This window comes from Geobacillus thermoleovorans, from assembly GCF_001610955.1.
Taxonomy (GTDB): Bacteria; Bacillota; Bacilli; order Bacillales; family Anoxybacillaceae; genus Geobacillus; species Geobacillus thermoleovorans.
This window is the reverse complement of the sequence record NZ_CP014335.1, coordinates 1,121,701-1,146,161: the sequence shown is the minus strand read 5'-3', so window position 1 is coordinate 1,146,161 and position 24,461 is coordinate 1,121,701. Positions and strand designations below refer to the sequence as shown.

The following is a 24,461-nucleotide window of genomic DNA, read 5'->3' as shown; positions in this document are numbered from 1 at the left end:
CTCTCCTTGTTGCTACACGTTTCCTTTGAGCCGATAGACGTACGCCAAAATTTCCGCCACTGCCTTAAAAAACGCCTCTGGAATCATATCGCCGACTTCCGTCTGGCGGTAGAGCGCCTGCGCAAGCGGGCGATTTTCGACAGTCACGACGCCATGGGTTTTCGCCACTTCCTTGATTTTCATCGCCATATAATCCGCCCCTTTCGCGACGACGACCGGCGCTTCCATCTTGCCGTCTTCATACTTGAGGGCAACGGCGTAATGCGTTGGGTTGGTAATGACGACATCCGCGTTCGGCACTTCCTGCATCATCCGCCTCATCGCCATCTCGCGCTGTTTTTGCTTGATGCGCGATTTGATGAGCGGATCGCCTTCCGTCTTTTTGTATTCATCTTTAATGTCCTGTTTGGACATGCGGATGCTTTTTTCAAATTCAAACCGCTGATACAAGTAATCAAACAGCGCTAAAAACAAGAGCGCCCCCGCGGCGTACAGCCCCATTTTCACCGTCAAGCCGCCGACGACAGTCAAAGCCTCACCCGGCGTCTTGGAAACGAGCGCCGCAAGCTCGCTTCGTTCGGCCAACAGCGCCGCGAACACGACCGCACCGATGATTCCAGCTTTTAACACGGATTTCAACAGCTCGACCAAGGCGCGCAACGAAAACAGCCGTTTCATTCCTTGCACGGGATTGAGGCGGTTCCAATCCATTTTTAACGGTTCAACGGTGAACAAGGCGCCGATTTGCAAAAAGTTGGCCAACCCAGCCGCCAGCACTGCGGCGGCGAACAGCGGCGCCAAAAGCAAGGATGCATGGGAAAGCCAGTCAAGAAACAGCCGGTGAAGCGAGTCAACCGTCAACGAAGCGGACGCATAATCGGACAAGGCGCGGGCGAACAACCGCAGCAGACCGTCCCGCTCGTACGCCCCGGCCAAGGACAAAGCAAGAAATGAAGCAAGCAGCACGGAAGCGGAGACGACATCACCGCTTTTGGCCACCTGTCCTTTTTCCCGCACTTCTTGCCGTTTGCGAGGCGTCGCCTTTTCCGTTTTTTCCCCAGCGAAAAATTGCAAATCGAGCCGCCACTCGCCCATCTTATCCGCCCCCCAACAGCCGCATCAACTCGCGCAACGAGGCAAACATGAAGTGAAATACGCCGCGCGCCGCGAGCAATATTCCCCCGACTGCCGCCAACAGGAGCAAAAACGCCGCCGCCGTTTTGGCGGAAAAGCCGACCGCGAAAATGTTCATTTGCGGCACCGCGCGGGCGATGATGCCAAGCGCCACGTCGACTAAAAAGAGCGATCCGACAAGCGGGGCGGCCATTTGCACAGCGGCGGCAAACATGGCAGCGAACACCCGCACGACGTACTCCACCGCCGGCCCATCGGCAATGTGCGGCAAGCGGTCAAGCGGCAGCCAATGATAGCTGTAAAACATGCCGTCAAGCAGCAAATGGTGCCCGTCAAGCATAAGCAAAAGCAAAAGCGCCAGCAAATGAAGATACTCGCCAAGCAGCGGGCTTTGCGCTCCAGTTTGCGGGTCGATGACGTTGGCGATGGCAAACCCGATTTGAAAATCGATCAAGCCGCCGGCGACTTGCACCGCCGCCATGAGGATCGCTGCCAGCAGCCCAAGCGCCAGTCCGACGAGCGCTTCTTTTACGACAAGCAATACATACACGCCGTCAAGCGCCAACACCGGTTTGGGCATCGCCCAAAACAACAGCCAGCTGAACAAAAACGCCAATCCGGCTTTATACGAAGCCGGCACGGTCCGGTAGGAAAACAACGGCATCGCCGCGAAAAACGAAGCAGCGCGGACAAAGACGAGCAAAAACGCCGGAAAATAAGTCCATACTTGTTCCATCGCCGATCAGCCTATAAACGAAGCAAGATTGTTGAAAATATCGTGCGCGTACGACACCATTTTCGAGAGCATCCACGGCCCAAAGAACACAAGTCCAAGCAAGACGGCGACGATTTTCGGCACAAACGCGAGCGTCTGCTCTTGAATTTGCGTCGCCGCCTGAAAAATGCTGACGACAAGCCCGACGGCAAGGGACAACAACAAGAGCGGCCCGCAGACGACAAGCACGATATACACGCCTTGTTCAGCAAGGCGGATGATGAAATCGGCACTCATAAACGCCACCTATCTTTATTGAAAACTTTGCAACAATGATTTGACGACCAAATGCCAGCCATCAACAAGGACAAACAATAAAATTTTAAACGGCAGCGAAATCATCACAGGCGGCAGCATCATCATCCCCATCGACATTAAGACGCTGGCGACGATCATGTCGATGACTAAAAACGGAATAAAAATCATAAAGCCCATTTGAAACGCCGTTTTCAACTCACTGATGGCAAACGCCGGCACGAGCGCGGTCATCGGGATGTCGTTGATCGTTTTCGGCTGTTTGGCGCCGCTGTATGATAAAAACAGCGCCAAATCTTCCTGCCTTGTGTATTGGCTCATAAACTGCTTCAGCGGAACAGCCGCCCGTTCATACGCCTCCTCCAAATCAATTTTGTCGGCAAACAGCGGCTGCAATGCCTGGTCGTTGATTTCTTTCCAGGTTGGCGCCATAATGAAAAATGTTAAAAACAGCGCGAGCCCGACGAGCACTTGGTTCGGCGGCATCTGCTGCGTGCCGAGCGCCGTGCGCACAAACGACAAAACGATGACGATGCGCGTAAAACATGTCATCATAATGAGAATGCCGGGAGCGATCGACAAAACGGTGAGCAGCAGAAGAAGCTTCACCGCTGTCGACACGTGCTCGGGAGCCATCGAATCAAACATATGGACAAATTCACTCATCGCCCGCCGTCCCTTTCTTCTTCAACCGATTGAGCCACTCGTTTCGCTTTTCGGCCATTTGCTTCATCTCCTCAGCCAACAGCGCCGAAAACGATGACAGCGAACCGCTTTTCCGCTTTGATTTCGCCGTCCACTCACCGCGAAGGAGGGAGCCAAGCCGGCCGAACTCCGCCATCCGTTCCAACCGTTCGCGATGCTGCGCTAACAGCTCATGGATTTCATCTTCGTCTTCAATTTCCTTAAGCAGCTGAATCGAATCGCCGACGCCGATGACGAGCAGCCGGCGGCCGACTTTAATCAGCTGCACAGAGCGGTTCGCCCCGACGCTTGTTCCCCCAAGGTGCTCAATGGCGCCTTTTTGGCCGGAAACGAACAACTGACGGCGGGAAAGCCATTGAAACAGCGCATAAAGAAGGAAGAGAACAAAGGCGGTCGCGCCGATGAGCCGAAGCACATCGAAAGCGGAAACCGCATCAGCGGCTTGATTCGCTGTCTGTTTTGTCTGTTGCCCGGAAGGAGCTGACTTCCCGCATGAATCGGGATGCTGCAGGCAGTCGGCGACCGTCGGGCTTTGGGCGGCCAATGCCGGCACCGGCCCCAAAGCGATGGCTGCTGCCAGCAAAACGGCCGCCCAGCGCCAAATTGCCATAGTTTCCACCTCTGATCGCTCACCCGATCGTTTTGTTGATCGCTTCGATGACGCGGTCCGCTTGGAACGGCTTGACCACAAAATCTTTCGCCCCGGCTTGAATGGCATCAATCACCATTGCCTGCTGCCCCATCGCGGAGCACATAATGACTTTGGCGTTGCTGTCGATTTTTTTAATTTCCTTGAGCGCCGTAATCCCATCCATCTCCGGCATCGTAATATCCATTGTCACTACATCGGGCTGCGTTTCCTTGTATTTCTCGATCGCCTGCCGCCCATCGGCCGCTTCGGCGACGACTTCATGTCCGTTTTTTGTCAAAATGTCTTTAATCATCATGCGCATAAATGCCGCATCATCAACGACAAGCACTCTTGCCATGTCCCCTTACCTCCCAAACGCCTGTTTATTTTAGCCGTGTTAGCCGATCGCTTTGGCTGATGATGTCCGTGATGCGGACGCCGAAATTTTCATCGATGACGACAACCTCTCCTTTCGCGATCAGCTTGTTGTTGACAAACACGTCGACCGGTTCGCCGGCCAGCTTATCGAGCTCAATGATCGATCCAGTCGACAGCTGCAAAATTTCCTGCACCGATCGCTTCGTCCGTCCGAGTTCAACCGTCACCTGCAGCGGCACATCAAACAGCAGCTCCAAATTGCGCGCCTCCGTTGCCGCAAGCGGCGGGGCATCGAACTCGACGAAATCGGCGGTTTGAATATGCCGAGCGGTTGCACCATCCCTATCCTTGTCCGCGCGCCCAGCCGACGGTTCATCCGTCGAGCGGCTCGCCGCTTCTGAAACGGCCGCACCGCCGTTCGCCTGAGCGTAAGTCGGAACAGGCTGCGGCTCGCTAAACGGCCGCGCGTCCGCCGACGACTTGAGGTTAACTTCCGCAGCCCCCGGCTCCTCAAGCGGCGAGCCGAGCAATTGGGCAACCAATTCTTTCGCGAAATCGACCGGCAGCAGCTGCATAATGCTTGAGTCGATCAACTCGCCGATTTTCAGCCGAAATGACACTTTAATGAGAAAATCTTCGTCCGGCAAATATTCCATCCCTTTTCCTTCCGCCAAATCAAGCAGGTGGAGCGTCGGCGGGGAAATATCAACCCGCTTGCCAAAGACGGTCGACATCGACGTCGCCGCTGAGCCCATCATTTGGTTCATCGCTTCTTGAACAGCGCTCAGCTGAATCTCTCCGAGCGGACCATCGGCCGCCGTTCCGTCGCCGCCAAGCATTAAATCAGCGATAATCGCCGCGTCTTTCTGTTTAATGACCAACAAATTTGTCCCGAGCAGCCCTTCCGTATAGTTGACTTGGATGGCGACATATGGCTGCGGAAATTCATCAGCGACGCTTGTGCGCTCGATCATGGACACGCTTGGCGTCGTAATTTCCACCTTTTGGTTCAATAACATCGACAGTGCAGTGGCCGAACTGCCGAATGAAATATTGCCAATTTCCCCAAGGGCATCTTGCTCGAGCGGGGTGAAAATATCGTGGAGCGCCGGAACGTGATCGCTATTGTCCATTCCGCGCAGTAAAGCATCGATTTCATCTTGCGACAACATCCCATCATTCATCATGGTCGTCTTCGTCCCCCTCGATCATCGCTAAAATTTGCACCGCCAGCTTTTTGTTCCGCTTCCCCGGCTGGCCGATAAACTTTGGAATATGGCCGATTTTGACCACGAGCGGCTCATGAATCGACTGCTCGAGCTGAATGACGTCGCCGGCCTCGAGTTGAAGAAATTCATTGACCGTGATGACCGCCGTTCCCAGTTCAGCGATAATCGGCAATTTTGCCGCGCGGATGCGCTGTTCGATCCGTTTCGCTTCCTCGGGGGAACGCTCCTTTTTTTGCGCCTGCATCCAGTAATGCACCGACAGCCGCGGCATAATCGGCTCCAAGACGACATGCGGAATGCACACATTCATCATGCCGCGCGCTTCGCCGATTTGCGTGTTGAGCGAAATGACGACGACGGTGTCGTTCGGCGCAATCATGCGCAAAAACTGCGGATTGACTTCAAAATCGACAAAGAGCGGGTCGACTTCCGCCACCGATTCCCAAGCGTCGCGCCAATGGACAAACGCCTTGTCAAACAAATTGGACATGATGCGTGTTTCAATCTCAGTCAAATGCTCCACTTTATCCATGCCGACGCCGCGCCCGCCCATCACCCGGTCAAGCATGGCGTAAGCGATGTTCGGGTTGACTTCCAAAAGGACATGCCCGCCAAGCGGCGGCACCTCAAAGACATTGATGATCGTCATTTTTGGGATGGAGCGGACAAATTCTTCGTATGGAATTTGGTCGGCCGATGCGACCGAAATTTGCACATATGTGCGCAACTGGGCGGAAAAAAACGTTGTCAGCAGACGGGCGAAATTCTCATGAATGCGCGTCAGGCTGCGGATTTGATCTTTGGAAAACCGGAGCGCCCGCCGGAAATCATACGTTTTGACGCGTCGGCCTTCCTCCTCTTTTTTCAGCTCCTCCGCGCTCATCTCCCCTGCAGAAAGCGCAGCGAGCAACGCGTCAATTTCGCTTTGCGACAATACTTCCCCGGCCGTCATTTCATCTTCCCCCCTTCCAATGACAGGGCTACTGGAGGATAAAAGAGGTAATGTAGACGTTCTCCACTCTCCCTTCTTGCATCAATCCGTTGATCTCGCGCTTCAGCCGCTCTTTCAGCGCCGTCAGCCCTTCTTTTCCTTTAAAGTCGGCCGCTTTCATCTGCGAAAGTTGCTCGATGATCACGTCTTTCATCTGAAAATCGCGTTTCTCCGCCTCTTCTTTTCCTTGATCGCTGTCTGTTTCAATTTTAAATGAGATTTTAATATAACGCCCGTCCGCTAAATTGGTGGTCATTTCCGGAATGTCGATCGATCGTTCCGCTAGTTCATCGGCGCTTGGCGCCCCTTGTTTTTCCGCATGCCCCATCTTCATCACCGCGACAAGCGCCGCCGTTCCGGCCAAGGCGATGACCGCCAGCACAATGATCATCGTTTTGATTGCTTTATTCCCTTTCACTGTCCAATCCTCCTGCTTTCGGTAAGCGAAACACACCAAGCTGCCGGTAAAATTCGCTCGCTCGTGCAGCCACTTGCTCGACCGTTTCGCGCACGACGAATTTTTTTCCGTTCGTCAGCGTCACGGTCGTATCAGGAAACGCTTCAATTTGTTCGATGTACAACGCATTGAGCACAAACCGTTTCCCGTTGAGCTTCGTTAACGAAATCATCGGCCAGCAGGCGCAAGACGCCGCTCACGCCCTACCTCCTATTCTATTTTTTCAAGTTGACAAGCTCTTGCAAAATTTCATCCGATGTCGTAATGATGCGCGTATTCGCCTGGAAGCCGCGCTGGGCGACGATCATCTCCGTGAATTCCTCGGCAAGGTCGACGTTGGACATCTCAAGCGCGCCGGAGACGATGGTTCCTGTTCCGTTCGCTCCCGGCGCCCCTGTCGTTGGCGCGCCGGAGTTGGTCGTTTCGCGGAACAAGTTGTTGCCGGCTTTTTCTAATCCGTCATTGTTTGCAAATTTGGCCAGCTGAATCGTGCCGATCGTACTTAAAGTCCCAGAAGCATCCACAATGGTCACTTTGCCGTCCGCCCCGATGCTCAAGCTTTTCGCATCTGTCGGAATTTGAAGGCGGCTATTTCCAACACCGAGCAAATATTGGCCATCGGCATTGACAATATAGCCTTGCGAATCGAGATAAAAATTCCCGGCTCTCGTATACATGCGATTGTTGCCGGAAGCGTCGCCGACGACGAAAAACCCGTCGCCGGAAATTGCCAAATCAAGCACGCGGCCGGTCGTTTGCAAGCTGCCTTGCGTATGGACGGTGTCGATCGCCGCCAGCTGCGAACCGAGCCCGACCTGCTTTGGATTCGTCCCGCCGCGGCCGGCATTGGGCCCGCTTGCTCCAGAAATCGTCTGGCTCATCAAATCTTTGAAAATCGTTCGTCCTTTTTTAAACCCGTACGTATTGACATTGGCAATGTTGTTGCCGATGACATCCAACTTCGTTTGAAAGTTGCGCATGGCGCCGATTCCGGAATACATGGAACGAAGCATCGGTTCCCTCTCCCCTTTTATCCTTTTTGTTCGACTTTCACGACCGCATCCGCAGCAATCGTTGTCCCGTTATCAAGCCCAAGAGTCACTTGGCCGTCTTTTTGCATGACCGATTGAACGACGGCGCTCATCATCGTCTCGCCGTCTTGCCAGTGCACCGTTTTGCCGATCCATTCGCTGTAGCGCAAAAGCGCATCGCGGCTTGACGCTTGCATCCATTGCTGCATCAAATTGGCGATGCTCATCATTTGCTCAAGCGAGGAGAAGCTCGCCATTTGCGCGATAAAGTCTTTATCTTCCATCGGATTGAGCGGGTCTTGGTTTTCTAGCTGAGCGAGCAAAATTTTGAGAAAGTCGTCTTTTCCTAAAATTTGATTGCCCGTTTTCCGTTCCGGCTGAACCGCGTTTGCCAGCCATAAGCTTCCATCAATCGCATTCGTTGTCATCCTCGTTCTTTTCCCCCTTATGCGTCAGCTTCGATCCCGTCTAGCGCAAACGGGAAGGAAGATGATGGCTCCCGTTTTTGTTTTTGCCGCGATTCGCCCTGCTGCTGTCCTCCTTGGCGGTTCCCGGAATACGGCGGCATAGCGGAGCGGTCATAATCCGACCAAACGGTCCATTTTTCGACCGTGATGGAACTCGCATCAAGCTGCTGAGCAAGCTGCGGCAAATGAGCGTAGAGCAACTCTTTCACCGCGTCGTTCGCCACGAGCAGCTTGGCGGCGAGCTTTCCACCTTCCTCTGTCATTTTCACCGTCACCGTCCCGAGATGTTCCGGATGCAGACGGATGACAAGCTGCATGACACCGTTTGGCAACTTCATCCACCGCGCCGACCTTAGCGCGTGGGCGACTTGATCAGCGACGCTTCCGCCAGCTGACGCCGGCATCTCGCCGATCAGCCCGACAGATGAAGAGGAGGGTGATAAAAGCGCAGGGGGAGTGGTGAATGAAGGAGCGGCCTCGCCGCCATGCCCCTTGTCCCCCCTTTTTGGCAGCGAAATGTCTTTTTCGCCAGCCGGACGGACGGAAGAAGCTCCGTTAGGCAGCGCGACAACCGGCCTGTTGCCCCCCTGCTCATGGAATGGACGCTGGTCGCCGTCGCTCAGGAGCGGTGGAAACATCCCTGTTTTTCCGCTGGAAGGCGAAAAAGATTCAGCATCGATATGACCACTTTTCCGTCCGTCGGTTATGAACGCACGTTCAAATCCCGCTTCATCAGCCGCCGGCTGAGCGGCAATCGTTTCTTCACCATTCATCGCACCGACAAACGGAAATGCCCAATGATCACTCGTTTTCCCTTCCGCCTGCTGATCCGCCGCCAAAAGCGGCGCGCCTGCAGCTGCCGAAATTGGAGCAACAGCCCAAGCAGCCACGAGGGAAGGGGCAAGCCACAATGATTCGATTTGCACCGGCTTCTTTTCCGCTGAAGATGGTTGTCCGGCTGCGCCCGTTTCCATTCCGCCATTTTGCCAATCTGGCTCTTTGTTTTTGCTCGACTCCTCTTGAAACAAGCTAGTCTCTGCCCCAGCGGGCAATAACTCTTGTTGCTTGTGCGCAAGCAACGCCGCAAACACGTTTGCGTTTTCCGCCTCTTTTTTCACCGCCATAGCGCCTGCCGATAGCGGCGCGTTTGCTGTGATCGTTACTTTCATTCGGCCGCCTCCTTCCCCATCGCCCTTTTGCTTAACGATGCCAACAGTTTCGCCGCCTGCCCAGCCGGCATTTGTTCCAAAATGGCTGCCGCTTTGTCGCCGTCAATCTGGCTCAGTACACGGAGCGCTTCGCTCTCAGGCAGTTCCGCTAAAATAGCCGCCGCCTGTTTTTCCGACATGGCGTCATACATGCCGACGACATCTTCTTCCGTCAAGGCCGGCTCGTCAACAGGCTCAGCCTGAGCGTCCGTTTTCCCGCTTGGCGCAGACAGCTGGGCGATTTCCTTTTCCTTTGCCGCCAATTCGTTTTTCAACTGCTTGATTTGCTTTTGTTGGTCGGCGATCGTTCGTTTTTGCTGGTTGATCGTCTGCTGCTGAGCTTCAATCGTTTTTTGCAAAGCTTTCTCCCTTTTGCTCCAGTTGATCCACTCGGAGACAAACGGCGCCTTTATTGTCCACTGCTTTGCCGCCTTGGCCACATCAACGCCGGCAATGTTTAAAATCAACAACAGAAAGGAGGCAGCAAACGCACTCGGAATGACAATGACAAACAACAGCCATTGCCACCAACTCGCCTGCATTTCCTGTTCAACTTTGCTCTCCGCCATCTATACCTCTCCTTGCCTTGCAAAACGTTGAACCGCCATTTCATCGAGCAGGCGGCGTTCCGCTTCCCTCTCAAGCTGCTCGGCCCACCGCTTAATGCGCTCGCGCATTTTTTCGTATTTTTTCACTTCGATATTCAATTCCATCAAACGCTGCTGCCGGCGCTGCATCTGCTCGCGCGCCTGCATGACGACAAGCTGATAATGGTCGATCATCCGCTCTAAATTCGCCATATATTGCAGCCTAAGGCGAATGTCTCCAACGGACAGGCCGGCTTGAAGCTGTTCATCCCGAGCCGCCGCGCATTCTTCTTTTTCCTTGAGCAGGCGGTAAAGCGTTTCGGCTGCCTGCTCAAACCGGCGGACCGCCTCCTCGTATTCGCCAAGCGCCTTTTCTTTTTCTTTTTCTTTCATCGCCAGCACTTTTTGCAGCCGAAACGTCGGCGTCACATTTGTTCACCCTTTCATCGTCTGAACATGGCGCGCGATTTCTCACCGAACCGACAACAAGCGCAACAGGGCATCAATGCTTTCGGCGCGCGTCGTTTTTTCATCGATGTTTTGGCGGCAAAACGCCATCATTTGCGGATAAAATTCGATCGCCTCATCAATTTCTTGGGACGACCCCCGTTTGTACGCCCCGATTTGAATCAAATCCTCCGAATCGATATAAGTGGACAGAAGGCGGCGGAACCGGTTTGCCGCTTCGCGGTGCTCTGCGCTGATCATGTGGGGCATGACGCGGCTGACGCTTTTGAGCACGTTAATCGCCGGGTAATGCCCTTTGTTCGCCAGCTGGCGTTCCAACACAAAATGGCCATCCAAAATGCCGCGCACCGCATCAGCGATCGGCTCATTCATGTCATCGCCGTCAACAAGCACCGTATAAAACGCGGTGATCGTGCCGGAAGCGTTCGTTCCAGCCCGTTCAAGCAGCTTTGGCAGGAGGGCGAAGACCGATGGCGTATAGCCTTTCGTCGTCGGCGGCTCACCGACGGCAAGGCCAATCTCCCGTTGCGCCATAGCGACGCGGGTGACCGAGTCCATCATGAGCATGACATCCGCCCCTTGGTCGCGGAAATATTCGGCGATCGCCGTTGCCGTATAGGCGCCTTTGACGCGCATCAGCGCCGGCTGGTCGGACGTGGCGACGACGACGACCGAGCGGGCCAAGCCGTCCGGGCCAAGGTCGCGCTCTAAAAACTCGCGCACTTCGCGGCCACGCTCGCCGATTAAGGCGATGACGTTCACATCAGCCGACGTATGGCGGGCGATCATTCCCATGAGCGTGCTTTTGCCGACGCCCGAGCCGGCAAAAATGCCGACGCGTTGCCCCTTGCCGACGGCAAGCAGGCTGTCGATGACGCGGATGCCAACTTCAAGCGGTTCGACAATCGGCGGCCGAACGAGCGGATTGGGCGGATCGCGTTCGACCGACACCGGCTTCAGCCCGGGCGGCAACGGGCTCCCGTCAAGCGGTTGGCCGAGCGGATCAAGAACCATGCCAATGAGCGCATCGCCGACGTGCACTTCAAGCGGCCGGCCGGTCGCTTCGACAAGGCAGCCGGGAGCGATATGAGACATGGCGGAAAACGGCATAAGCAAGACGTGCTGTTCATGAAAGCCGACGACTTCGGCGGGAATTTTCCGGCATCCGCTCTGTTCATGGATGTAACAAAGATCGCCAATCGAGCTTTTCGGTCCTTTCGATTCCATCATCAAGCCGATGACGCGCGACACTTTGCCAAACCGTTTATACAAGTCGATAGCGTCTATTTCATCAAGAAGCGCCTGCCAGTTCAGAAAACGCTCCCTCCTTCAATCGCCGGTAGAGCGCCTCGCGCAGCCGCTCAAGCTGTACATCGACGCTCGCCTCGATGCGCCCAAACGGCGTCTCCACGACACATCCATATTCAGGAAGCGCATCGTCCGGGTAGATGAATAGATCAACGCGATGCGGAAACAGAGATTTCAACAGCTCCTTTTGCTCTGCCACTATTTCGTAGCCGTGCGGATGCACATAAACGGCCACTTCCGTTTGCCGGCGCACTTCCTGCAACGCTTGGTGCACGAGCGGCAAAAAAGCGTTTCGATCGCCCTCAAGCGCGGCGCCGATAATGCGTTCGGCCGCTTTTAACGCCACCTCCAGCATCGCCTCAGCCGTCGATTCGATGCGAGCGTAAAATTCGGTGTTCGCTCGCTCCGCCAAGCGGCGGGCTTGCTCGATCAACGCGCGGTGCTCGCTCAAAGCCTCCTCGCGCCCAGCCGCATAGCCGTCTTCATACCCGCGGGCGCGCGCTTCCTGCATGAGACGCTCTTTCTCCCGCTGCCATTCCTCTTTTTCGCGGGCCAACTGCTCGCGCACCGATTCGTAATATTGCTCTGCCTGGCGGCGAAGCTTGGCTGCTTCTTCCTTGGCGGCGGCGACCGCTTCCATCTCCCTCTGCCGATCGTCGACGGACGATGGAAGATCGGAAACATGGCGCTGCACGACGATCGTCTTTTTCCCAGCGCGCGCCGCCAATTTCGGCGCTTTAATGACGTTAGACAATAATATCATCTCCTCCCCCGCGCGCGATGACGATTTCTCCGGCCTCTTCGAGACGACGGATCACGGCGACGATGCGCGATTGCGCCTCCTCGACATCACGCAGCCGAACCGGCCCCATATATTCCATTTCTTCTTTGAACGTCTCGGCCATTCTTGTCGACATGTTGCGGAAAATAATGTTTTTCACTTCGTCGCTCGCTACTTTCAGCGCCAACATGAGATCGTTGTTGTCCACCTCGCGGATGACGCGCTGAATGGCGCGGTGATCGAGCGTCACGATATCTTCAAAGACAAACATCCGTTTTTTAATTTCCTCAGCCAGTTCCGGGTCTTGAATTTCCAAGGCATCCAAAATCGTCCGCTCCGTGCTCCGGTCGACTTGGTTCAGCACTTCCACGACCGCCTCAATTCCGCCGGCTTGCGTGTAATCTTGCACGACGGTCGCGGACAGCCGCCGCTCCAAAATTTGCTCGACTTCGTTGATAATCTCCGGCGATGTGCTGTCCATCAGCGCGATGCGCCGGGCGACATCCGCCTGCATTTCCTGCGGCAGCGCCGATAAAATTTGCCCTGCCTGTGCCGGCTCCAAATACGAAAGAATCAGAGCGATCGTTTGTGGATGTTCATTTTGAATGAAGTTTAACAGCTGCATCGGGTCGGCTTTGCGGGCGAAATCAAACGGCCGCACCATCAGCGCTGATGTCAGGCGGTTGATGATCTGCATCGCCTTATCCGGGCCGAGCGCTTTTTCAAGCACTTCTTTCGCATAGGCGATGCCGCCTTGGGCAATGTAATCTTGCGCCAAGGCGAGCTGTCGAAACTCTTCAAGCACTTCCTCTTTTTGTTCGGCCGTCACTTGACGGACGTTGGAAATTTCTAGCGTCAGCTTCTCAATCTCTTCCTCGGATAAATGTTTATAGACAGAGGCCGACACATCCGGGCCGAGGGAAATAAGCAGGATGGCTGCTTTTTGCCTGCCCGACAGCCCGCCTTTTCGTTCGCGCTTTGCCATACGCCGTTCCCCCTACTCTTCCGATAGCCACGTTTTTAATAGTTTTGCAAACTCATCCGGCTTTTCTTTCGCCAGCCGCTCAAGCTGTCGACGGCGCAACGCTGCCTCCGTCTCCGGCGGCTCCGGCAAATCCGGCTCCGTCGAAAGCGGCGGAGTGAACAAGTGTTCTTCTTCCTCTTCCTCGTCTTCACGGCGGCGGCGCAACCAGAGGAACAACAGCAAGGCAACGAGCAACAGCGCTCCTGCACCGGCCGCATACCACCACCACGCCGGCCGATCCGGCGTTGATTCGGTGAATGTCGGCTTGCCGTTGAATTTTTGCACCGAAACGACGATGCGGTTGTTGATGTCTTGATCAGTGAGCGTTTGCGCCTCGCTTTTGTCAATTGACGTCCGAACGATCGTTCCTAGCAGTTTTTGAATATCATTGACCGTCTCGGGCGGCAGCGAGTTCGGATCATTAGGGTCAGGCGGCTCGACCATCACTTGGATGCCTAGGTCGCGGATTTTATATGGACTTTCGACGATTTGCTTTTTGATTTTGTTTACCTCATTGTTGATCGTCTCTTCGGTTCGTTCATAGTTGCCGTTTGTTGCGCCGTTTGCGTTTTGGTAGCCCGGCACTTCGTTCGCGCCCGTTCCAGCGGCGCCTCCGGGCGGCGCACCGCTCCCGGAGTACGTCTCTTTAATGCGCTGAACGCTGACGGCAATACCTTGCTTCGTTTTCTCGTCCACTGGAGAAACCAAATTTTCTTCTCGTTTCTCCTGCGTAAAGTCGACATCCGCCGTCACGGAAACGACGACTTTATCCTGCCCCATCATCGTGCCGAGCAGTTGCTGCACTTGGCGTTGAATGTCGCGCTCGATCTGCTTTTTGATTTGCTGCTGCGAGGCGAATGTCGTTCCTGTCGAATTTTCGCCGTCGTTTTTTAAATCGTAATACTCAAAAAACTGATTCATAATGACGATATTATCTGTAGAGAGATTCGGAACACTTTTGGCGACGAGATGATAGAGCGCTTTGATTTGCTCGTCGCTGAATTGATAGCCCGGCTTCGTCTTCAGCACGATCGAAGCCGAGGCTTCCCCTTTCTCATCGGAAACGAATACGCTCGGCTGCGGAAGGTTGATCATGACTTTGGCGTCCTCGACGCCGTCGATCGTCTTGATCAAGTTGGCGAGCTCCGTTTGCATCGCCTTCAGCTTCACCATATTGAACTCGTTATCCGTCATGCCGAAGCTCGCGTTTTGGCCGAAAAATGAATAGTCAATGACTCCACTGTTCGGGATGCCTTCAGCAGCGAGCTCGACTTTCAGCGCGTCCACTTGCTCTTTCGGCACTTTAATCGTCGTCCCGCCGTCCGCCACTTCGGCCGGAACGCCGCGCTGGTCAAGCGTTGCTTTAATTTGCCCCGCTTCTTGCGGCGACAAATTGCTGTAGAGGGGCACCATTTCCGTCCTTGTGGCGAAAAAGACGCCGACGCCAACGGCCAAAAGCACGGCCGCTGCCGCAGTGAGCACGAGCCATTTCTGTTTTTTTGTCCGTTCCTGCCAAAACGCGCGAGCGCGGCTCCACCACTCTTTCCATTTCCTTCTCATACAATTCCCCCGATGATCCAATACCTGCCGCCATAGCGCAACAATGGCGGCGGCTTCCGTATGTATTGCGATTCATTGCTGCTACAATGGCATGCGCATCATTTCTTGATACGCCTCGATCGCTTTGTTGCGGATCTCCAGCGTCAGCTGCAGCGTGATGCTCGCTTTTTGCGCGGCGATCATCACATCATGCAACTGAACGTTCTCCCCGCGAACGAGCTTTTCCGTCAGCGCATCGGCTTGAATTTGCGCTTCGTTCACGCGGTTGAGCGCCTCTTTGAAAAATGCGGCGAATTGCTTTTGCGCCTCAGCCGGCTTCGCTGGGGGCGAAACGGCGGAAGACATCGTCAGCCCAATGCGGCTTGCTCCATCAATCATCGTTTATCCCCCTCGCATGCTATTTCCCGATCTCGAGCGCCTTCATGAGCATTCCTTTTGAAGCATTCAACACCGTAACGTTCGCCTCATACGAACGCGTCGCCCCGATCAAGTCCACCATTTCTTTCAGCGGGTCGACGTTTGGCAGACGCACATAGCCGTCGGCGCCCGCATCCGGGTGATTCGGGTCGTAGACGAGTTTAAACGGCGCCGGATCATCGACAATTTCGCGCACCCGCACTCCGCCGTCCACCGCGTCGGCACGGCCGAGCGCAGCCTGCAAATAGCCCGAAAACGACCCGCTGCGCGGTTCAATGATGACCATTTTGCGGCGGTACGGCTCCCATTCGCCGTTGACAAGGCGGGCGCGCGTCGTATCGACGTTAGCGATGTTGGAGGCGATCACGTCCATGCGCAACCGTTGGGCGGTCAACGCCGAAGCCGAAATGTTTAGACTTTGAAACAAAGACACCCGTTATTTCCCTCCTTTAATCACTGTTTTCAACGTTGTAAATTTGCCGTTGAGCCGCTCGATTAAGGCATTGTAATAAATTTGGTTTTCTGCTAGTTTTGACATTTCCTGATCGATATCGACACTGTTTCCATTATGATTGTAACTCACCGTTGTGTCCGTCGTCACGATGATTTTTCCATTTTGTTCGTTTGGAAACGAAAAATGCTTCGGATTCGTCCGTTTGGCCTCAAGCCGAAACGCCCGTTCCAATTCAGCCTGAAAGCGCACATCTTTCGCCTTATAGCCCGGCGTATCGGCGTTGGCGATGTTGTCGGCGATCGCCTGTTGGCGAAGCGCAGCGTAGCGAAGCCCTTGTTCAAGCCAACCGATCGTCGCTGAAAAGAGCGCCAATGGAATCCCCTCTTTTCTCCTATTTTTCGACAATTTCTGCTAGTTTTCATTTTACGGGAAAGAAAACCCAATGTATAGACGGAACTTGGTACTATTTTTCGACGATGCCATTACAGAAAAACGATGCCAAGGATGTTTGTCAAAACAAAAAACCCGCCGGGCCAAAATACCCAGCGGGCTTAGGCGGCTGCGCCGTTCAGCTCGATTTCAATTTTTCAAGTTCGCTTAAAAACTTGTCGTTCAATACTTTAATGTACGTTCCTTTCATGCCGAGTGAACGCGATTCGATCACGCCGGCGCTTTCTAGTTTGCGCAGAGCATTGACAATGACCGAGCGGGTGATGCCGACGCGGTCGGCGATTTTGCTCGCGACAAGCAGTCCTTCCGTTCCGTCAAGCTCCTCAAAAATGTGTTCGATCGCCTCAAGCTCGCTGTAAGAAAGGGAGCTGATCGCCATTTGCACGACCGCCTTGCTGCGCGCTTCCTCTTCAATTTCTTCCGCCTTTTCACGCAGAATTTCCATGCCGACGACCGTCGCACCGTATTCAGCCAAAATGAGATCGTCATTGTCAAACTCGCGGTCAAGGCGCGATAAAATGAGCGTGCCGAGCCGCTCGCCTCCGCCGTTGATCGGAACAATCGTCGTCAAGCCGGTTTTGAACAAGTCACGATTTTCCACTGGAAACGCCGTATATTCGCTATTAATATCAATATTAGGAGACGTTTCCGTAATGTTGAACAAGTTTTTCGTGTATTCTTCCGGAAACTGGCGCTCCTCCAGCATTCGCTTCATCCGTTCGTTTTCAATCGATTGTTTAATGGCGAATCCAAGCAGTTTGCCGCGGCGGCTGACGACAAACACATTGGCTTCAATCACTTCGCAAAGCGTTTCTGCCATTTCTTTAAAATTGACCGGCCGCCCGGCCGCCTTTTGCAACATGGCGTTGATTTTCCGCGTTTTCTCTAGCAAGTTCATTGATTTCATCTCCTCCTCATAAAATAAACTCGCTTAAATCTTTGTTTTTGACGATGCTGCCGAGTTTTTGCTCGACATATTGCGGTGTGATGACGACCTTGTCGATTCCGATGTCCGGCGCCTCAAACAGCAAGTCTTCCAGCAGTTTTTCCAAAATCGTGTGCAACCGGCGCGCACCGATGTTGTCGGTCGTCTGGTTTACTTCAAACGCCACCTCGGCAATCTTACGAATAGCATCGTCAGAAAATTCAAGACTTATACCTTCTGTTGCCAAAAGAGCTTGATATTGTTTAATGAGCGCGTTATTCGGCTCGACTAATATTCTTACGAAATCGTCGACCGAAAGTTTCGCAAGTTCGACGCGGATCGGGAAACGGCCTTGCAGCTCAGGGATCAAATCCGACGGTTTCGCCATATGGAACGCGCCGGCGGCGATGAATAAAATATGGTCTGTTTTCACCGGTCCGTACTTCGTCATGACGGTCGACCCTTCGACAATTGGCAAAATGTCGCGCTGCACCCCTTCGCGCGAGACGTCGGCCGAGCCGGACACCGCTCCGCTGCGGGCGATTTTGTCGATTTCATCGATAAAAATGATGCCGGACTGTTCAGCCAGGCGGACGGCCTCTTGCGTCACTTCATCCATGTCGATCAGCTTTTGCGCTTCCTCGTTGATGAGCACTTTGCGCGCTTCACTCACTTTGAGACGCCGCTTTTTGCGCCGCTTCGGCATGAGGCTGCTCAAGGCGTCCTGCATGTTCATCCCCATCTGCTCAATGCCTGCCCCTTGCAAAAAGTCAAACCATAACGGCGTCTGTTCCTCGATTTCAATCGTCACCATCTCGTTCTCCAACTGCCCGTTTGCCAACTGCCAAGCAACTTGGCGCCGCTTTTGTTCCACCTGTTCATCCTCATGGCTGTAGCTGTTGTCCGCTTGGGCTCCTTGGCCGCCAAACAGCAGCTCAAGCGGATTTTTGATTGTCTGCTTTGGCTTGCCCGGAACAAGCAGTTCAACAAGCCGCTTGTTCGCCTGCTGTTCAGCCCTGTCTTTCACTTCGTTCATTTTTCGTTCTTTCACGAGCCTAACTGACGTTTCCACCAAATCGCGCACCATCGATTCGACGTCGCGCCCGACATAACCGACTTCGGTGAATTTCGTCGCTTCGACTTTGATGAACGGGGCGCCGACGAGTTTGGCGAGCCGGCGGGCGATCTCGGTCTTCCCGACCCCGGTCGGGCCGATCATTAAAATGTTTTTCGGCATCACTTCATCGCGCAATTTTTCATCGAGCAAACTGCGGCGGTACCGGTTGCGAAGCGCGATCGCCACCGCCTTTTTTGCCTCTTTTTGCCCGACGATGAACTGATCGAGCTTTTCGACAATCTGCCGTGGAGTCAACGTTTCCGCCATCATCGGCCTCCTCCTTTTTACAGCTCTTCGACAATAATATGGCCGTTCGTATAAATGCAAATGTCAGCAGCGATCTCGAGCGCCGCCTTGGCAATCTCTTTCGCGGTCATCGAGCCGCCGGCGTACTTCTTCAACGCACGCCCAGCAGCCAACGCATACTGACCGCCCGAGCCGATGGCAAGCATGCCATCATCCGGCTCAATCACTTCGCCCGTGCCGGAGACAAGCAACAAATGCTGTTTGTCCATAACAATGAGCATCGCCTCGAGGCGGCGCAACACTTTATCGCTCCGCCACTCTTTCGCCAGCTCAACCGCCGCGCGCGGCAAGTTGCCATTCCATTGTTCGAGCTTGCCTTCAAACATTTCAAACAGCGTAAACGCGTCAGCGACGGAGCCGGCAAAACCGGCGAGCACGTTTCCTTGGAACAGCCGCCGCACTTTTTTCGCTGTATGCTTCATGACGACCGCATTGCCGAACGTCACTTGGCCGTCTCCAGCCATGGCGGATGCGCCGTTATGGCGGATGGCAAAAATTGTCGTCGCATGAAAGGCTCCCATCATTTCCCCTCCTTGCCTGCGGGTTACGCCCGCGGATGCGCCTGCAAATAAATATGCCGCAGCCGGTCTTTCGTTACATGTGTATACACTTGCGTCGATGACAAATGCGCATGACCGAGCAGTTCCTGCACTGAACGGAGATCGGCCCCTTCGTTGAGCAAATGAGTCGCAAACGTATGCCGAAGCACGTGCGGGCTGATGTTTTGCGTCAGCGCAGCGGCTTCGACAATCCGATCCAAAATATGGCGCACTCCCCGAGGCGTGAGCGGATTGCCTCGGGCGTTGACAAATAAATAGCGGTGGTCCGCCGGCAGCTTTCTTGTCAGTTCGCGTCGGCCCCTATGGATATACCGTTCAAGCGCTTCGCGGGCCGGACGGCCGAACGGAACGTAGCGCTGCTTGTTTCCTTTGCCGTGAATGAGCACGGTTTCCGCAACAAAATCGACATCAGACAGCTGTATGTGACAACATTCACTAACCCGAGCGCCAGTCGCGTACAACAACTCAAGCAGCGCCGCATTGCGCTGGCCTAGGGCCGTATTTTCATCATTGACAAGAAACAATGCTTCTAATTCTTTTGGGTATAAAAAATTAGGAATTTTTTGCTCTTTTTTCGGCAGTGTCGCGAGCGCAAACGGGTTTTCGGCCGCCCGCCCTTCGCGCAACAAAAACTTGTAAAAGCTGCGCAGACTCGAAATTTTGCGGGCGACCGAACGGCTGGCCAACTGTTGCTCGTATAGTTTCGTCAAATATAAACGAACGTCGCTGTAGGACACTTCATTGAGCGCGCCGATTCCTTCCTCATCCATAAACCGGAAAAACTGCTCAATGTCACGCCGGTAACACACAATAGTATATTGTGAATAATTTTTCTCGATTTGTAAATATTCCATGAATAATTGTAACGCAAGTTTCGAATTCTCCATCGCCTCACCCCGCAACGGCTACTACATCGTACCATATTCATCCGCATGAATGCAACTGTTTTTTTATAAAATTCTGAATTGTATCCGATGCCTATTCAAGCTTCTAGCCGCTCTTCATAGTCGCACGCCGTGCATTGCACTTGCACACCTTTTTTCAGCACTTTCTCCACAAGCAGCCCCGCGCATTTCGGACACGGGCGGGCGAGCGGTTTATCCCACGAGACGAAGTCGCAATCCGGGAAACGGTCGCAGCCGTAAAACACCCGCTTTCTTTTCGTGCTGCGCTCGACGATGTTGCCCTCGCGGCATTTCGGGCACTTGACGCCGATTTCTTTGACAATCGGCTTCGTATGGCGGCATTCCGGAAAATTCGAGCAGGCGATAAACTTGCCGAAACGGCCCATTTTGTACACCATCGGACTGCCGCACACCTCGCAGTCAATGCCGGCCGGCTCATCCTTAATCTCAACTGCGCGCATTTCTTTTTCCGCCACTTTCAACCGTTTTTCAAATTCGCGGTAAAACTCGTCGACGACTTTGATCCATTCCACTTTCCCTTCTTCAATTTCGTCCAATTCTTTTTCCATTTTCGCCGTAAACTCGACATCGATAATTTCCGGGAAAAATTCGAGCATCAGCTCTACAACGATTTCGCCGAGCTCGGTCGGGACAAACCGCTTGTTCTCAAGGACGACATAGTTGCGTTTTTGGATCGTATCAAGCGTCGGGGCATACGTCGACGGGCGGCCGATGCCGAGTTCCTCCAACGTTTTGACGAGGCGGGCTTCCGTGTAGCGCGGCGGCGGCTGAGTAAAGTGCTGCTTCGATTCGATCGTTTCGCTCTCAACCGTTTCCTCTTCTTCCAAATCCGGGAGGATACGGTCCTGCTCTTCCGTTTGATCGTCCGTTCCTTCAATATACACTTTCATAAACCCTGGAAATTTCACCTTCGAGCCGCTGGCGCGGAACACGACACCGTTGTTTTCCAACTCGACGCTCATGGTGTCAAGCACGGCGGCCGCCATTTGACTGGCGATGAACCGTTCCCAAATGAGTTTATACAACCGAAACTGGTCGCGCGTCAAATACGGTTTCACTTTGTCCGGATCGCGAAATGCCGATGTCGGGCGAATCGCTTCGTGGGCGTCTTGGGCGTTCGTGCTTTTCTTCTCTTTCCGCTTTTCCTGGTTGACATACATAGCGCCGAACGTCGCCTCGATATATGCCGCCGCCTCTTGCTGCGCCGTCTCGGCGACGCGCGTTGAATCGGTGCGCATATACGTGATCAAACCGACCGTCCCTTCGCTGCCAAGATCGATTCCTTCGTACAGCTGCTGGGCGATCATCATCGTCTTTTTCGTCCGGAAATTCAGTTTGCGCGCCGCTTCCTGCTGAAGCGACGACGTCGTAAACGGCGGCACGGGGCTGCGCTTGCGCTCTCGTTTTGTCACCGTTTTCACCGCAAATGCCGTTCCGTTTAAGCGGTCCAGCACGGCTTTCACATCCGCCTCCGTCTTTAAATCGCGCTTTTGTCCGTCAATACTGTAAAACGAGGCGGCAAACGTCTCTCCTTCTTTTTGAAACGTCGCTTGAATCGTCCAATATTCTTCCGGCTGAAACTCGCGAATTTCTCGTTCCCGATCGATGATGAGGCGCAGCGCCACCGATTGGACGCGGCCGGCGCTTAATCCTTTTTTCACCTTTTTCCATAAGAGCGGGCTGATGTTATAGCCGACGAGGCGGTCGAGCACGCGCCGCGCCTGCTGGGCGTCAACAAGATTCATATTGATCGCGCGCGGCTGCTGAAACGATTGCTGAATAGCATCCTTCGTGATCTCATGAAAGACAACGCGGCAATCAGAGTGAATGTCCAGATCGAGCATGTGGGCCAAATGCCAGGCGATCGCCTCTCCTTCGCGATCGGGGTCGGCGGCAAGAAACACTTTTTTCGCTTTTTTCGCCGCCGTTTTCAACTCTTTGATCACCTGGCCTTTGCCGCGGATCGTAATGTATTTCGGCTCGTAGCCGTGGTCTATATCAACGCCCATTTGGCTTTTTGGCAAATCGCGGACGTGGCCCATCGACGCTTTGACTGTATATTTTTTTCCCAAGTATCGTTCGATCGTCTTCGCTTTCGTTGGCGATTCGACGATAACTAAGTAGTCTGACATCCATCTTCCACCCCTAGGAGGTAAATTGAAATCTTCATTATTATTAATGATTATTGCCGCATTTGTCAAACATGTGCATTACACGTACGGGAATTCATCCAAAATGTCCGCCGCTTCTTGCACTAGTTTTGCCCCGTGCTGAATGAGCGTATTCGGCCCGGCGGATTCCGCCAAACCGATCGGGCCGGGGACGGCGAACACTTCCCGCCCTTGCTCAAGCGCATACGCGGCGGTAATGAGCGAACCGCTTTTTCGCTTCGCCTGCACGACAAGCGTGCCGAGCGACAGCCCGCTGATGATGCGATTGCGCGCGGGAAACTGCCATGCCTGTGGGCGCGTTGCCGGCGGATGCTCAGCGATGACCAACTGTTCGTTCATCAGCCGGGTGGCGAACGGTCGATGTTCTTTCGGATAAATGTGGTCCAGCCCACCGGCGATGACGGCGATCGTCGACCCGCCATGCTGGACGGCGAGTTGGTGGGCGCACACGTCAATCCCAAACGCGAGCCCGCTGACGATCGTAAAGCCGGCGGCAACAAGCGGCGGCACCAATTTGTTCAACGCTTCGATTCCTTCCTTCGTCGGCCGCCTCGTGCCAACGATGCTGATCAGTTTCCGCTCCTGAAGCAAAGCGGAGTCCCCCTTTGCATACAGCACCCACGGCGGGGCGTATATATATTTAAGCAGCGGTGGATAGTCGGAATCAAATACAGTGATCACACGAATGCACCGGCCCTTATATGTTTTTATCACACGTTGCACATCGATGGAATGCAAATCATGAAAAAAAGCGGTCCATTGAGCGTCGGAAAGCGGAACGAGCGGGCGGAGATCATGAGGAGGCAGAGAAAATGGAGCGGTGAGCGTCGGATCAGCCTTAAGCAAGGAATGAATCGTCTTCCATCCCGCCCCGCGGCAATGATGGAGATGGATAAGTCGGTCGCGGACCGTATCGTACATACTGCTCCCCTTTCTTTTTTCACCTTCAACATGGATCTATAGGTGCAACGAAAACGTTTAACATATCCTTGACGGAAAAGCCGCCTGTCTATTTTTTCGACTGTCGGAGGCAAGCCGCAGGCTTCCTCGTCACGCCTTGGCGTGACGGAAGATCGAACAGCCACCCGCTTCACAGACCCATACATGGGTCTTTAAGCAGCGTTGTTCGGTCGCCCGACAGTCGATCCAATTGCTCTGTAAAAGCGGCAAATGGTAAAGCTTCAAATTGCATCTATAGCATGATATGCAACACCCCGCACGAGGACGTGCGGGGCCAAACCATTAGTGCGTTTTGCATTTTTCGTACAAGCCGCGTTCTTTCAGCACAGAAATGAGCGTTTCGCCGATGACGGCCGGCGTTTCCGCCACTTTAATGCCGCATTCGGTCATTTTTTTGATTTTCTCTGCGGCCGTGCCTTTGCCGCCGGAAATGATCGCGCCGGCATGGCCCATCCGTTTGCCCGGAGGCGCCGTTTGCCCGCCGATAAAGCCGACGACCGGTTTCGTCATGTTCGCTTTCACCCATTCGGCCGCTTCTTCTTCCGCCGTGCCGCCGATTTCACCGATCATAATGACCGCGTACGTTTCTTCGTCTTCATTAAACGCCTTCAACACATCGATGAAGTTTGTGCCGTTGACCGGGTCGCCGCCGATGCCGACCGCCGTCGACTGGCCGATGCCGGCTTGCGTCAGTTGGTGAACGGCTTCGTACGTCAGCGTGCCGGAACGGGAAACAATGCCGACATGTCCTTTTTTATGGATATAGCCCGGCATAATGCCGATTTTGCACTCTTCCGGCGTAATGACGCCCGGGCAGTTCGGGCCGATGAGGCGCGTCTTTTTGCCCTCCATGTACCGTTTCACTTTCACCATATCAAGCACCGGAATGCCTTCGGTGATGCAAACGACAAGGTCGAGTCCCGCGTCGACCGCTTCCATGATGGCATCCGCAGCGAAGGCCGGCGGAACGTAAATGACCGAGGCGTTCGCTCCCGTTCTTTCGACCGCTTCCGAAACAGTGTCAAACACCGGCACGCCTTCGACTTCCGTGCCGCCTTTGCCCGGCGTGACGCCGCCGACGATGTTCGTCCCGTACTCGATCATCTGCTTTGTATGGAACAGCCCTTGCGAACCGGTAATCCCTTGCACGATCACTTTCGTGTCTTTATTGACAAAAACGCTCACG

The 24,461-nt window shown here is 54.2% G+C and carries 29 protein-coding genes; all 29 read right to left on the bottom strand.

Annotated features, from left to right (window positions below; translation table 11 throughout):
* Positions 1 to 12: 12 nt before the first annotated feature.
* Complete coding sequence (flhB, locus tag GT3570_RS05830) at positions 13 to 1,095, bottom strand: flagellar biosynthesis protein FlhB (protein WP_011230737.1); 1,083 nt, start codon at positions 1,093 to 1,095, stop codon at positions 13 to 15.
* Position 1,096: 1 nt separating this feature from the next.
* Positions 1,097 to 1,870: a flagellar biosynthetic protein FliR gene (gene fliR / locus GT3570_RS05825; RefSeq protein ID WP_023634337.1), complete on the bottom strand. Its 774-nt coding sequence runs from the start codon at positions 1,868 to 1,870 to the stop codon at positions 1,097 to 1,099.
* Between the two features lie 6 nt (positions 1,871 to 1,876).
* On the bottom strand, positions 1,877 to 2,146 hold the full coding sequence (gene fliQ, locus GT3570_RS05820) for a flagellar biosynthesis protein FliQ (RefSeq protein ID WP_011230735.1): 270 nt from the start codon (positions 2,144 to 2,146) through the stop codon (positions 1,877 to 1,879).
* A gap of 15 nt (positions 2,147 to 2,161) precedes the next feature.
* Positions 2,162 to 2,830 (bottom strand): flagellar type III secretion system pore protein FliP, encoded by a 669-nt coding sequence (gene fliP / locus GT3570_RS05815; RefSeq protein WP_011230734.1) that lies wholly within the window; start codon positions 2,828 to 2,830, stop codon positions 2,162 to 2,164.
* The gene (gene fliZ / locus GT3570_RS05810) at positions 2,823 to 3,479 is read right to left on the bottom strand and encodes a flagella biosynthesis regulatory protein FliZ (protein ID WP_011230733.1); all 657 of its coding nucleotides are present in this window, start codon (positions 3,477 to 3,479) and stop codon (positions 2,823 to 2,825) included. The genes fliP and fliZ overlap by 8 nt, the downstream gene beginning before the upstream one ends.
* A 19-nt stretch (positions 3,480 to 3,498) precedes the next feature.
* Positions 3,499 to 3,858, bottom strand: coding sequence for a response regulator (locus tag GT3570_RS05805; RefSeq protein WP_011230732.1), 360 nt, complete (start codon positions 3,856 to 3,858; stop codon positions 3,499 to 3,501).
* A gap of 25 nt (positions 3,859 to 3,883) precedes the next feature.
* Positions 3,884 to 5,065 (bottom strand): flagellar motor switch phosphatase FliY, encoded by a 1,182-nt coding sequence (gene fliY / locus GT3570_RS05800; RefSeq protein ID WP_023634335.1) that lies wholly within the window; start codon positions 5,063 to 5,065, stop codon positions 3,884 to 3,886.
* Entirely contained in the window at positions 5,055 to 6,059 is a 1,005-nt protein-coding gene (gene fliM, locus GT3570_RS05795) for a flagellar motor switch protein FliM (protein WP_011230730.1), read from the bottom strand. The genes fliY and fliM overlap by 11 nt, the downstream gene beginning before the upstream one ends.
* Before the next feature lie 28 nt (positions 6,060 to 6,087).
* A complete protein-coding gene (gene fliL, locus GT3570_RS05790) occupies positions 6,088 to 6,516 on the bottom strand; it encodes a flagellar basal body-associated protein FliL (protein ID WP_011230729.1) in 429 nt (142 codons plus the stop codon).
* Positions 6,503 to 6,727, bottom strand: coding sequence for a flagellar FlbD family protein (locus tag GT3570_RS05785; protein WP_011230728.1), 225 nt, complete (start codon positions 6,725 to 6,727; stop codon positions 6,503 to 6,505). Before GT3570_RS05785 ends, fliL begins: the two co-directional genes overlap by 14 nt.
* A gap of 43 nt (positions 6,728 to 6,770) precedes the next feature.
* A complete protein-coding gene (flgG, locus tag GT3570_RS05780) occupies positions 6,771 to 7,568 on the bottom strand; it encodes a flagellar basal body rod protein FlgG (protein ID WP_062898529.1) in 798 nt (265 codons plus the stop codon).
* A 17-nt stretch (positions 7,569 to 7,585) separates the two neighbouring features.
* A complete protein-coding gene (flgD, locus tag GT3570_RS05775) occupies positions 7,586 to 8,014 on the bottom strand; it encodes a flagellar hook assembly protein FlgD (protein ID WP_062898528.1) in 429 nt (142 codons plus the stop codon).
* A gap of 17 nt (positions 8,015 to 8,031) precedes the next feature.
* Positions 8,032 to 9,222 carry a flagellar hook-length control protein FliK gene (locus GT3570_RS05770; protein ID WP_062898527.1) on the bottom strand — a complete coding sequence of 397 codons (1,191 nt, stop codon included), beginning with the start codon at positions 9,220 to 9,222 and terminating at the stop codon, positions 8,032 to 8,034.
* Positions 9,219 to 9,830, bottom strand: a complete 612-nt coding sequence (locus GT3570_RS05765; RefSeq protein ID WP_015374410.1) for a MotE family protein — start codon at positions 9,828 to 9,830, stop codon at positions 9,219 to 9,221. Before GT3570_RS05765 ends, GT3570_RS05770 begins: the two co-directional genes overlap by 4 nt.
* Complete coding sequence (fliJ, locus tag GT3570_RS05760) at positions 9,831 to 10,277, bottom strand: flagellar export protein FliJ (RefSeq protein ID WP_011230723.1); 447 nt, start codon at positions 10,275 to 10,277, stop codon at positions 9,831 to 9,833. It abuts the gene before it with no gap.
* A gap of 42 nt (positions 10,278 to 10,319) precedes the next feature.
* A complete protein-coding gene (gene fliI / locus GT3570_RS05755) occupies positions 10,320 to 11,630 on the bottom strand; it encodes a flagellar protein export ATPase FliI (RefSeq protein ID WP_081130462.1) in 1,311 nt (436 codons plus the stop codon).
* The gene (gene fliH, locus GT3570_RS05750) at positions 11,608 to 12,387 is read right to left on the bottom strand and encodes a flagellar assembly protein FliH (RefSeq protein WP_020278189.1); all 780 of its coding nucleotides are present in this window, start codon (positions 12,385 to 12,387) and stop codon (positions 11,608 to 11,610) included. The genes fliI and fliH overlap by 23 nt, the downstream gene beginning before the upstream one ends.
* Positions 12,371 to 13,390 carry a flagellar motor switch protein FliG gene (gene fliG, locus GT3570_RS05745; RefSeq protein WP_011230720.1) on the bottom strand — a complete coding sequence of 340 codons (1,020 nt, stop codon included), beginning with the start codon at positions 13,388 to 13,390 and terminating at the stop codon, positions 12,371 to 12,373. The genes fliH and fliG overlap by 17 nt, the downstream gene beginning before the upstream one ends.
* Positions 13,391 to 13,402: 12 nt before the next feature.
* Entirely contained in the window at positions 13,403 to 14,989 is a 1,587-nt protein-coding gene (gene fliF / locus GT3570_RS05740; RefSeq protein WP_011230719.1) for a flagellar basal-body MS-ring/collar protein FliF, read from the bottom strand.
* Positions 14,990 to 15,070: 81 nt separating this feature from the next.
* Positions 15,071 to 15,367, bottom strand: a complete 297-nt coding sequence (gene fliE / locus GT3570_RS05735; protein WP_011230718.1) for a flagellar hook-basal body complex protein FliE — start codon at positions 15,365 to 15,367, stop codon at positions 15,071 to 15,073.
* Between the two features lie 19 nt (positions 15,368 to 15,386).
* Entirely contained in the window at positions 15,387 to 15,839 is a 453-nt protein-coding gene (gene flgC, locus GT3570_RS05730) for a flagellar basal body rod protein FlgC (RefSeq protein ID WP_011230717.1), read from the bottom strand.
* A 3-nt stretch (positions 15,840 to 15,842) separates the two neighbouring features.
* Positions 15,843 to 16,232 (bottom strand): flagellar basal body rod protein FlgB, encoded by a 390-nt coding sequence (flgB, locus tag GT3570_RS05725; protein ID WP_011230716.1) that lies wholly within the window; start codon positions 16,230 to 16,232, stop codon positions 15,843 to 15,845.
* A gap of 196 nt (positions 16,233 to 16,428) precedes the next feature.
* A complete protein-coding gene (gene codY, locus GT3570_RS05720; RefSeq protein ID WP_011230715.1) occupies positions 16,429 to 17,208 on the bottom strand; it encodes a GTP-sensing pleiotropic transcriptional regulator CodY in 780 nt (259 codons plus the stop codon).
* Between the two features lie 16 nt (positions 17,209 to 17,224).
* Positions 17,225 to 18,619, bottom strand: coding sequence for an ATP-dependent protease ATPase subunit HslU (gene hslU, locus GT3570_RS05715; RefSeq protein WP_013523393.1), 1,395 nt, complete (start codon positions 18,617 to 18,619; stop codon positions 17,225 to 17,227).
* Between the two features lie 17 nt (positions 18,620 to 18,636).
* Positions 18,637 to 19,179 (bottom strand): ATP-dependent protease subunit HslV, encoded by a 543-nt coding sequence (gene hslV / locus GT3570_RS05710; protein ID WP_062898526.1) that lies wholly within the window; start codon positions 19,177 to 19,179, stop codon positions 18,637 to 18,639.
* Between the two features lie 23 nt (positions 19,180 to 19,202).
* Positions 19,203 to 20,105, bottom strand: a complete 903-nt coding sequence (gene xerC / locus GT3570_RS05705; protein WP_021321701.1) for a tyrosine recombinase XerC — start codon at positions 20,103 to 20,105, stop codon at positions 19,203 to 19,205.
* 95 nt (positions 20,106 to 20,200) lie between these two features.
* The gene (gene topA / locus GT3570_RS05700; protein ID WP_011230711.1) at positions 20,201 to 22,276 is read right to left on the bottom strand and encodes a type I DNA topoisomerase; all 2,076 of its coding nucleotides are present in this window, start codon (positions 22,274 to 22,276) and stop codon (positions 20,201 to 20,203) included.
* A 78-nt stretch (positions 22,277 to 22,354) separates the two neighbouring features.
* Positions 22,355 to 23,236 (bottom strand): DNA-processing protein DprA, encoded by an 882-nt coding sequence (gene dprA / locus GT3570_RS05695; protein WP_014195444.1) that lies wholly within the window; start codon positions 23,234 to 23,236, stop codon positions 22,355 to 22,357.
* Between the two features lie 321 nt (positions 23,237 to 23,557).
* Positions 23,558 to 24,460, bottom strand: coding sequence for a succinate--CoA ligase subunit alpha (gene sucD / locus GT3570_RS05690; RefSeq protein ID WP_011230709.1), 903 nt, complete (start codon positions 24,458 to 24,460; stop codon positions 23,558 to 23,560).
* Position 24,461: the final 1 nt, after the last annotated feature.

Bases quoted from the DNA above. Each gene is read 5' to 3' on its own strand.
- GT3570_RS05765 (WP_015374410.1), bottom strand. From the start codon at position 9,830: ATGGCGGAGAGCAAAGTTGAACAGGAAATGCAGGCGAGTTGGTGGCAA.
- fliZ (WP_011230733.1), bottom strand. From the start codon at position 3,479: ATGGCAATTTGGCGCTGGGCGGCCGTTTTGCTGGCAGCAGCCATCGCT.
- flgG (WP_062898529.1), bottom strand. From the start codon at position 7,568: ATGCTTCGTTCCATGTATTCCGGAATCGGCGCCATGCGCAACTTTCAA.
- fliY (WP_023634335.1), bottom strand. From the start codon at position 5,065: ATGATGAATGATGGGATGTTGTCGCAAGATGAAATCGATGCTTTACTG.
- topA (WP_011230711.1), bottom strand. From the start codon at position 22,276: ATGTCAGACTACTTAGTTATCGTCGAATCGCCAACGAAAGCGAAGACG.
- GT3570_RS05770 (WP_062898527.1), bottom strand. From the start codon at position 9,222: ATGAAAGTAACGATCACAGCAAACGCGCCGCTATCGGCAGGCGCTATG.
- hslU (WP_013523393.1), bottom strand. From the start codon at position 18,619: ATGGCGGAAACGTTGACTCCACGGCAGATTGTCGAAAAGCTCGATCAG.
- fliM (WP_011230730.1), bottom strand. From the start codon at position 6,059: ATGACGGCCGGGGAAGTATTGTCGCAAAGCGAAATTGACGCGTTGCTC.
- GT3570_RS05785 (WP_011230728.1), bottom strand. From the start codon at position 6,727: ATGATTTCGTTAACGAAGCTCAACGGGAAACGGTTTGTGCTCAATGCG.
- fliP (WP_011230734.1), bottom strand. From the start codon at position 2,830: ATGAGTGAATTTGTCCATATGTTTGATTCGATGGCTCCCGAGCACGTG.
- flgD (WP_062898528.1), bottom strand. From the start codon at position 8,014: ATGACAACGAATGCGATTGATGGAAGCTTATGGCTGGCAAACGCGGTT.
- dprA (WP_014195444.1), bottom strand. From the start codon at position 23,236: ATGTACGATACGGTCCGCGACCGACTTATCCATCTCCATCATTGCCGC.
- fliR (WP_023634337.1), bottom strand. From the start codon at position 1,870: ATGGAACAAGTATGGACTTATTTTCCGGCGTTTTTGCTCGTCTTTGTC.
- fliQ (WP_011230735.1), bottom strand. From the start codon at position 2,146: ATGAGTGCCGATTTCATCATCCGCCTTGCTGAACAAGGCGTGTATATC.
- fliF (WP_011230719.1), bottom strand. From the start codon at position 14,989: ATGAGAAGGAAATGGAAAGAGTGGTGGAGCCGCGCTCGCGCGTTTTGG.
- GT3570_RS05805 (WP_011230732.1), bottom strand. From the start codon at position 3,858: ATGGCAAGAGTGCTTGTCGTTGATGATGCGGCATTTATGCGCATGATG.
- fliG (WP_011230720.1), bottom strand. From the start codon at position 13,390: ATGGCAAAGCGCGAACGAAAAGGCGGGCTGTCGGGCAGGCAAAAAGCA.
- fliE (WP_011230718.1), bottom strand. From the start codon at position 15,367: ATGATTGATGGAGCAAGCCGCATTGGGCTGACGATGTCTTCCGCCGTT.
- xerC (WP_021321701.1), bottom strand. From the start codon at position 20,105: ATGGAGAATTCGAAACTTGCGTTACAATTATTCATGGAATATTTACAA.
- hslV (WP_062898526.1), bottom strand. From the start codon at position 19,179: ATGGGAGCCTTTCATGCGACGACAATTTTTGCCATCCGCCATAACGGC.
- flhB (WP_011230737.1), bottom strand. From the start codon at position 1,095: ATGGGCGAGTGGCGGCTCGATTTGCAATTTTTCGCTGGGGAAAAAACG.
- codY (WP_011230715.1), bottom strand. From the start codon at position 17,208: ATGAACTTGCTAGAGAAAACGCGGAAAATCAACGCCATGTTGCAAAAG.
- fliH (WP_020278189.1), bottom strand. From the start codon at position 12,387: ATGATATTATTGTCTAACGTCATTAAAGCGCCGAAATTGGCGGCGCGC.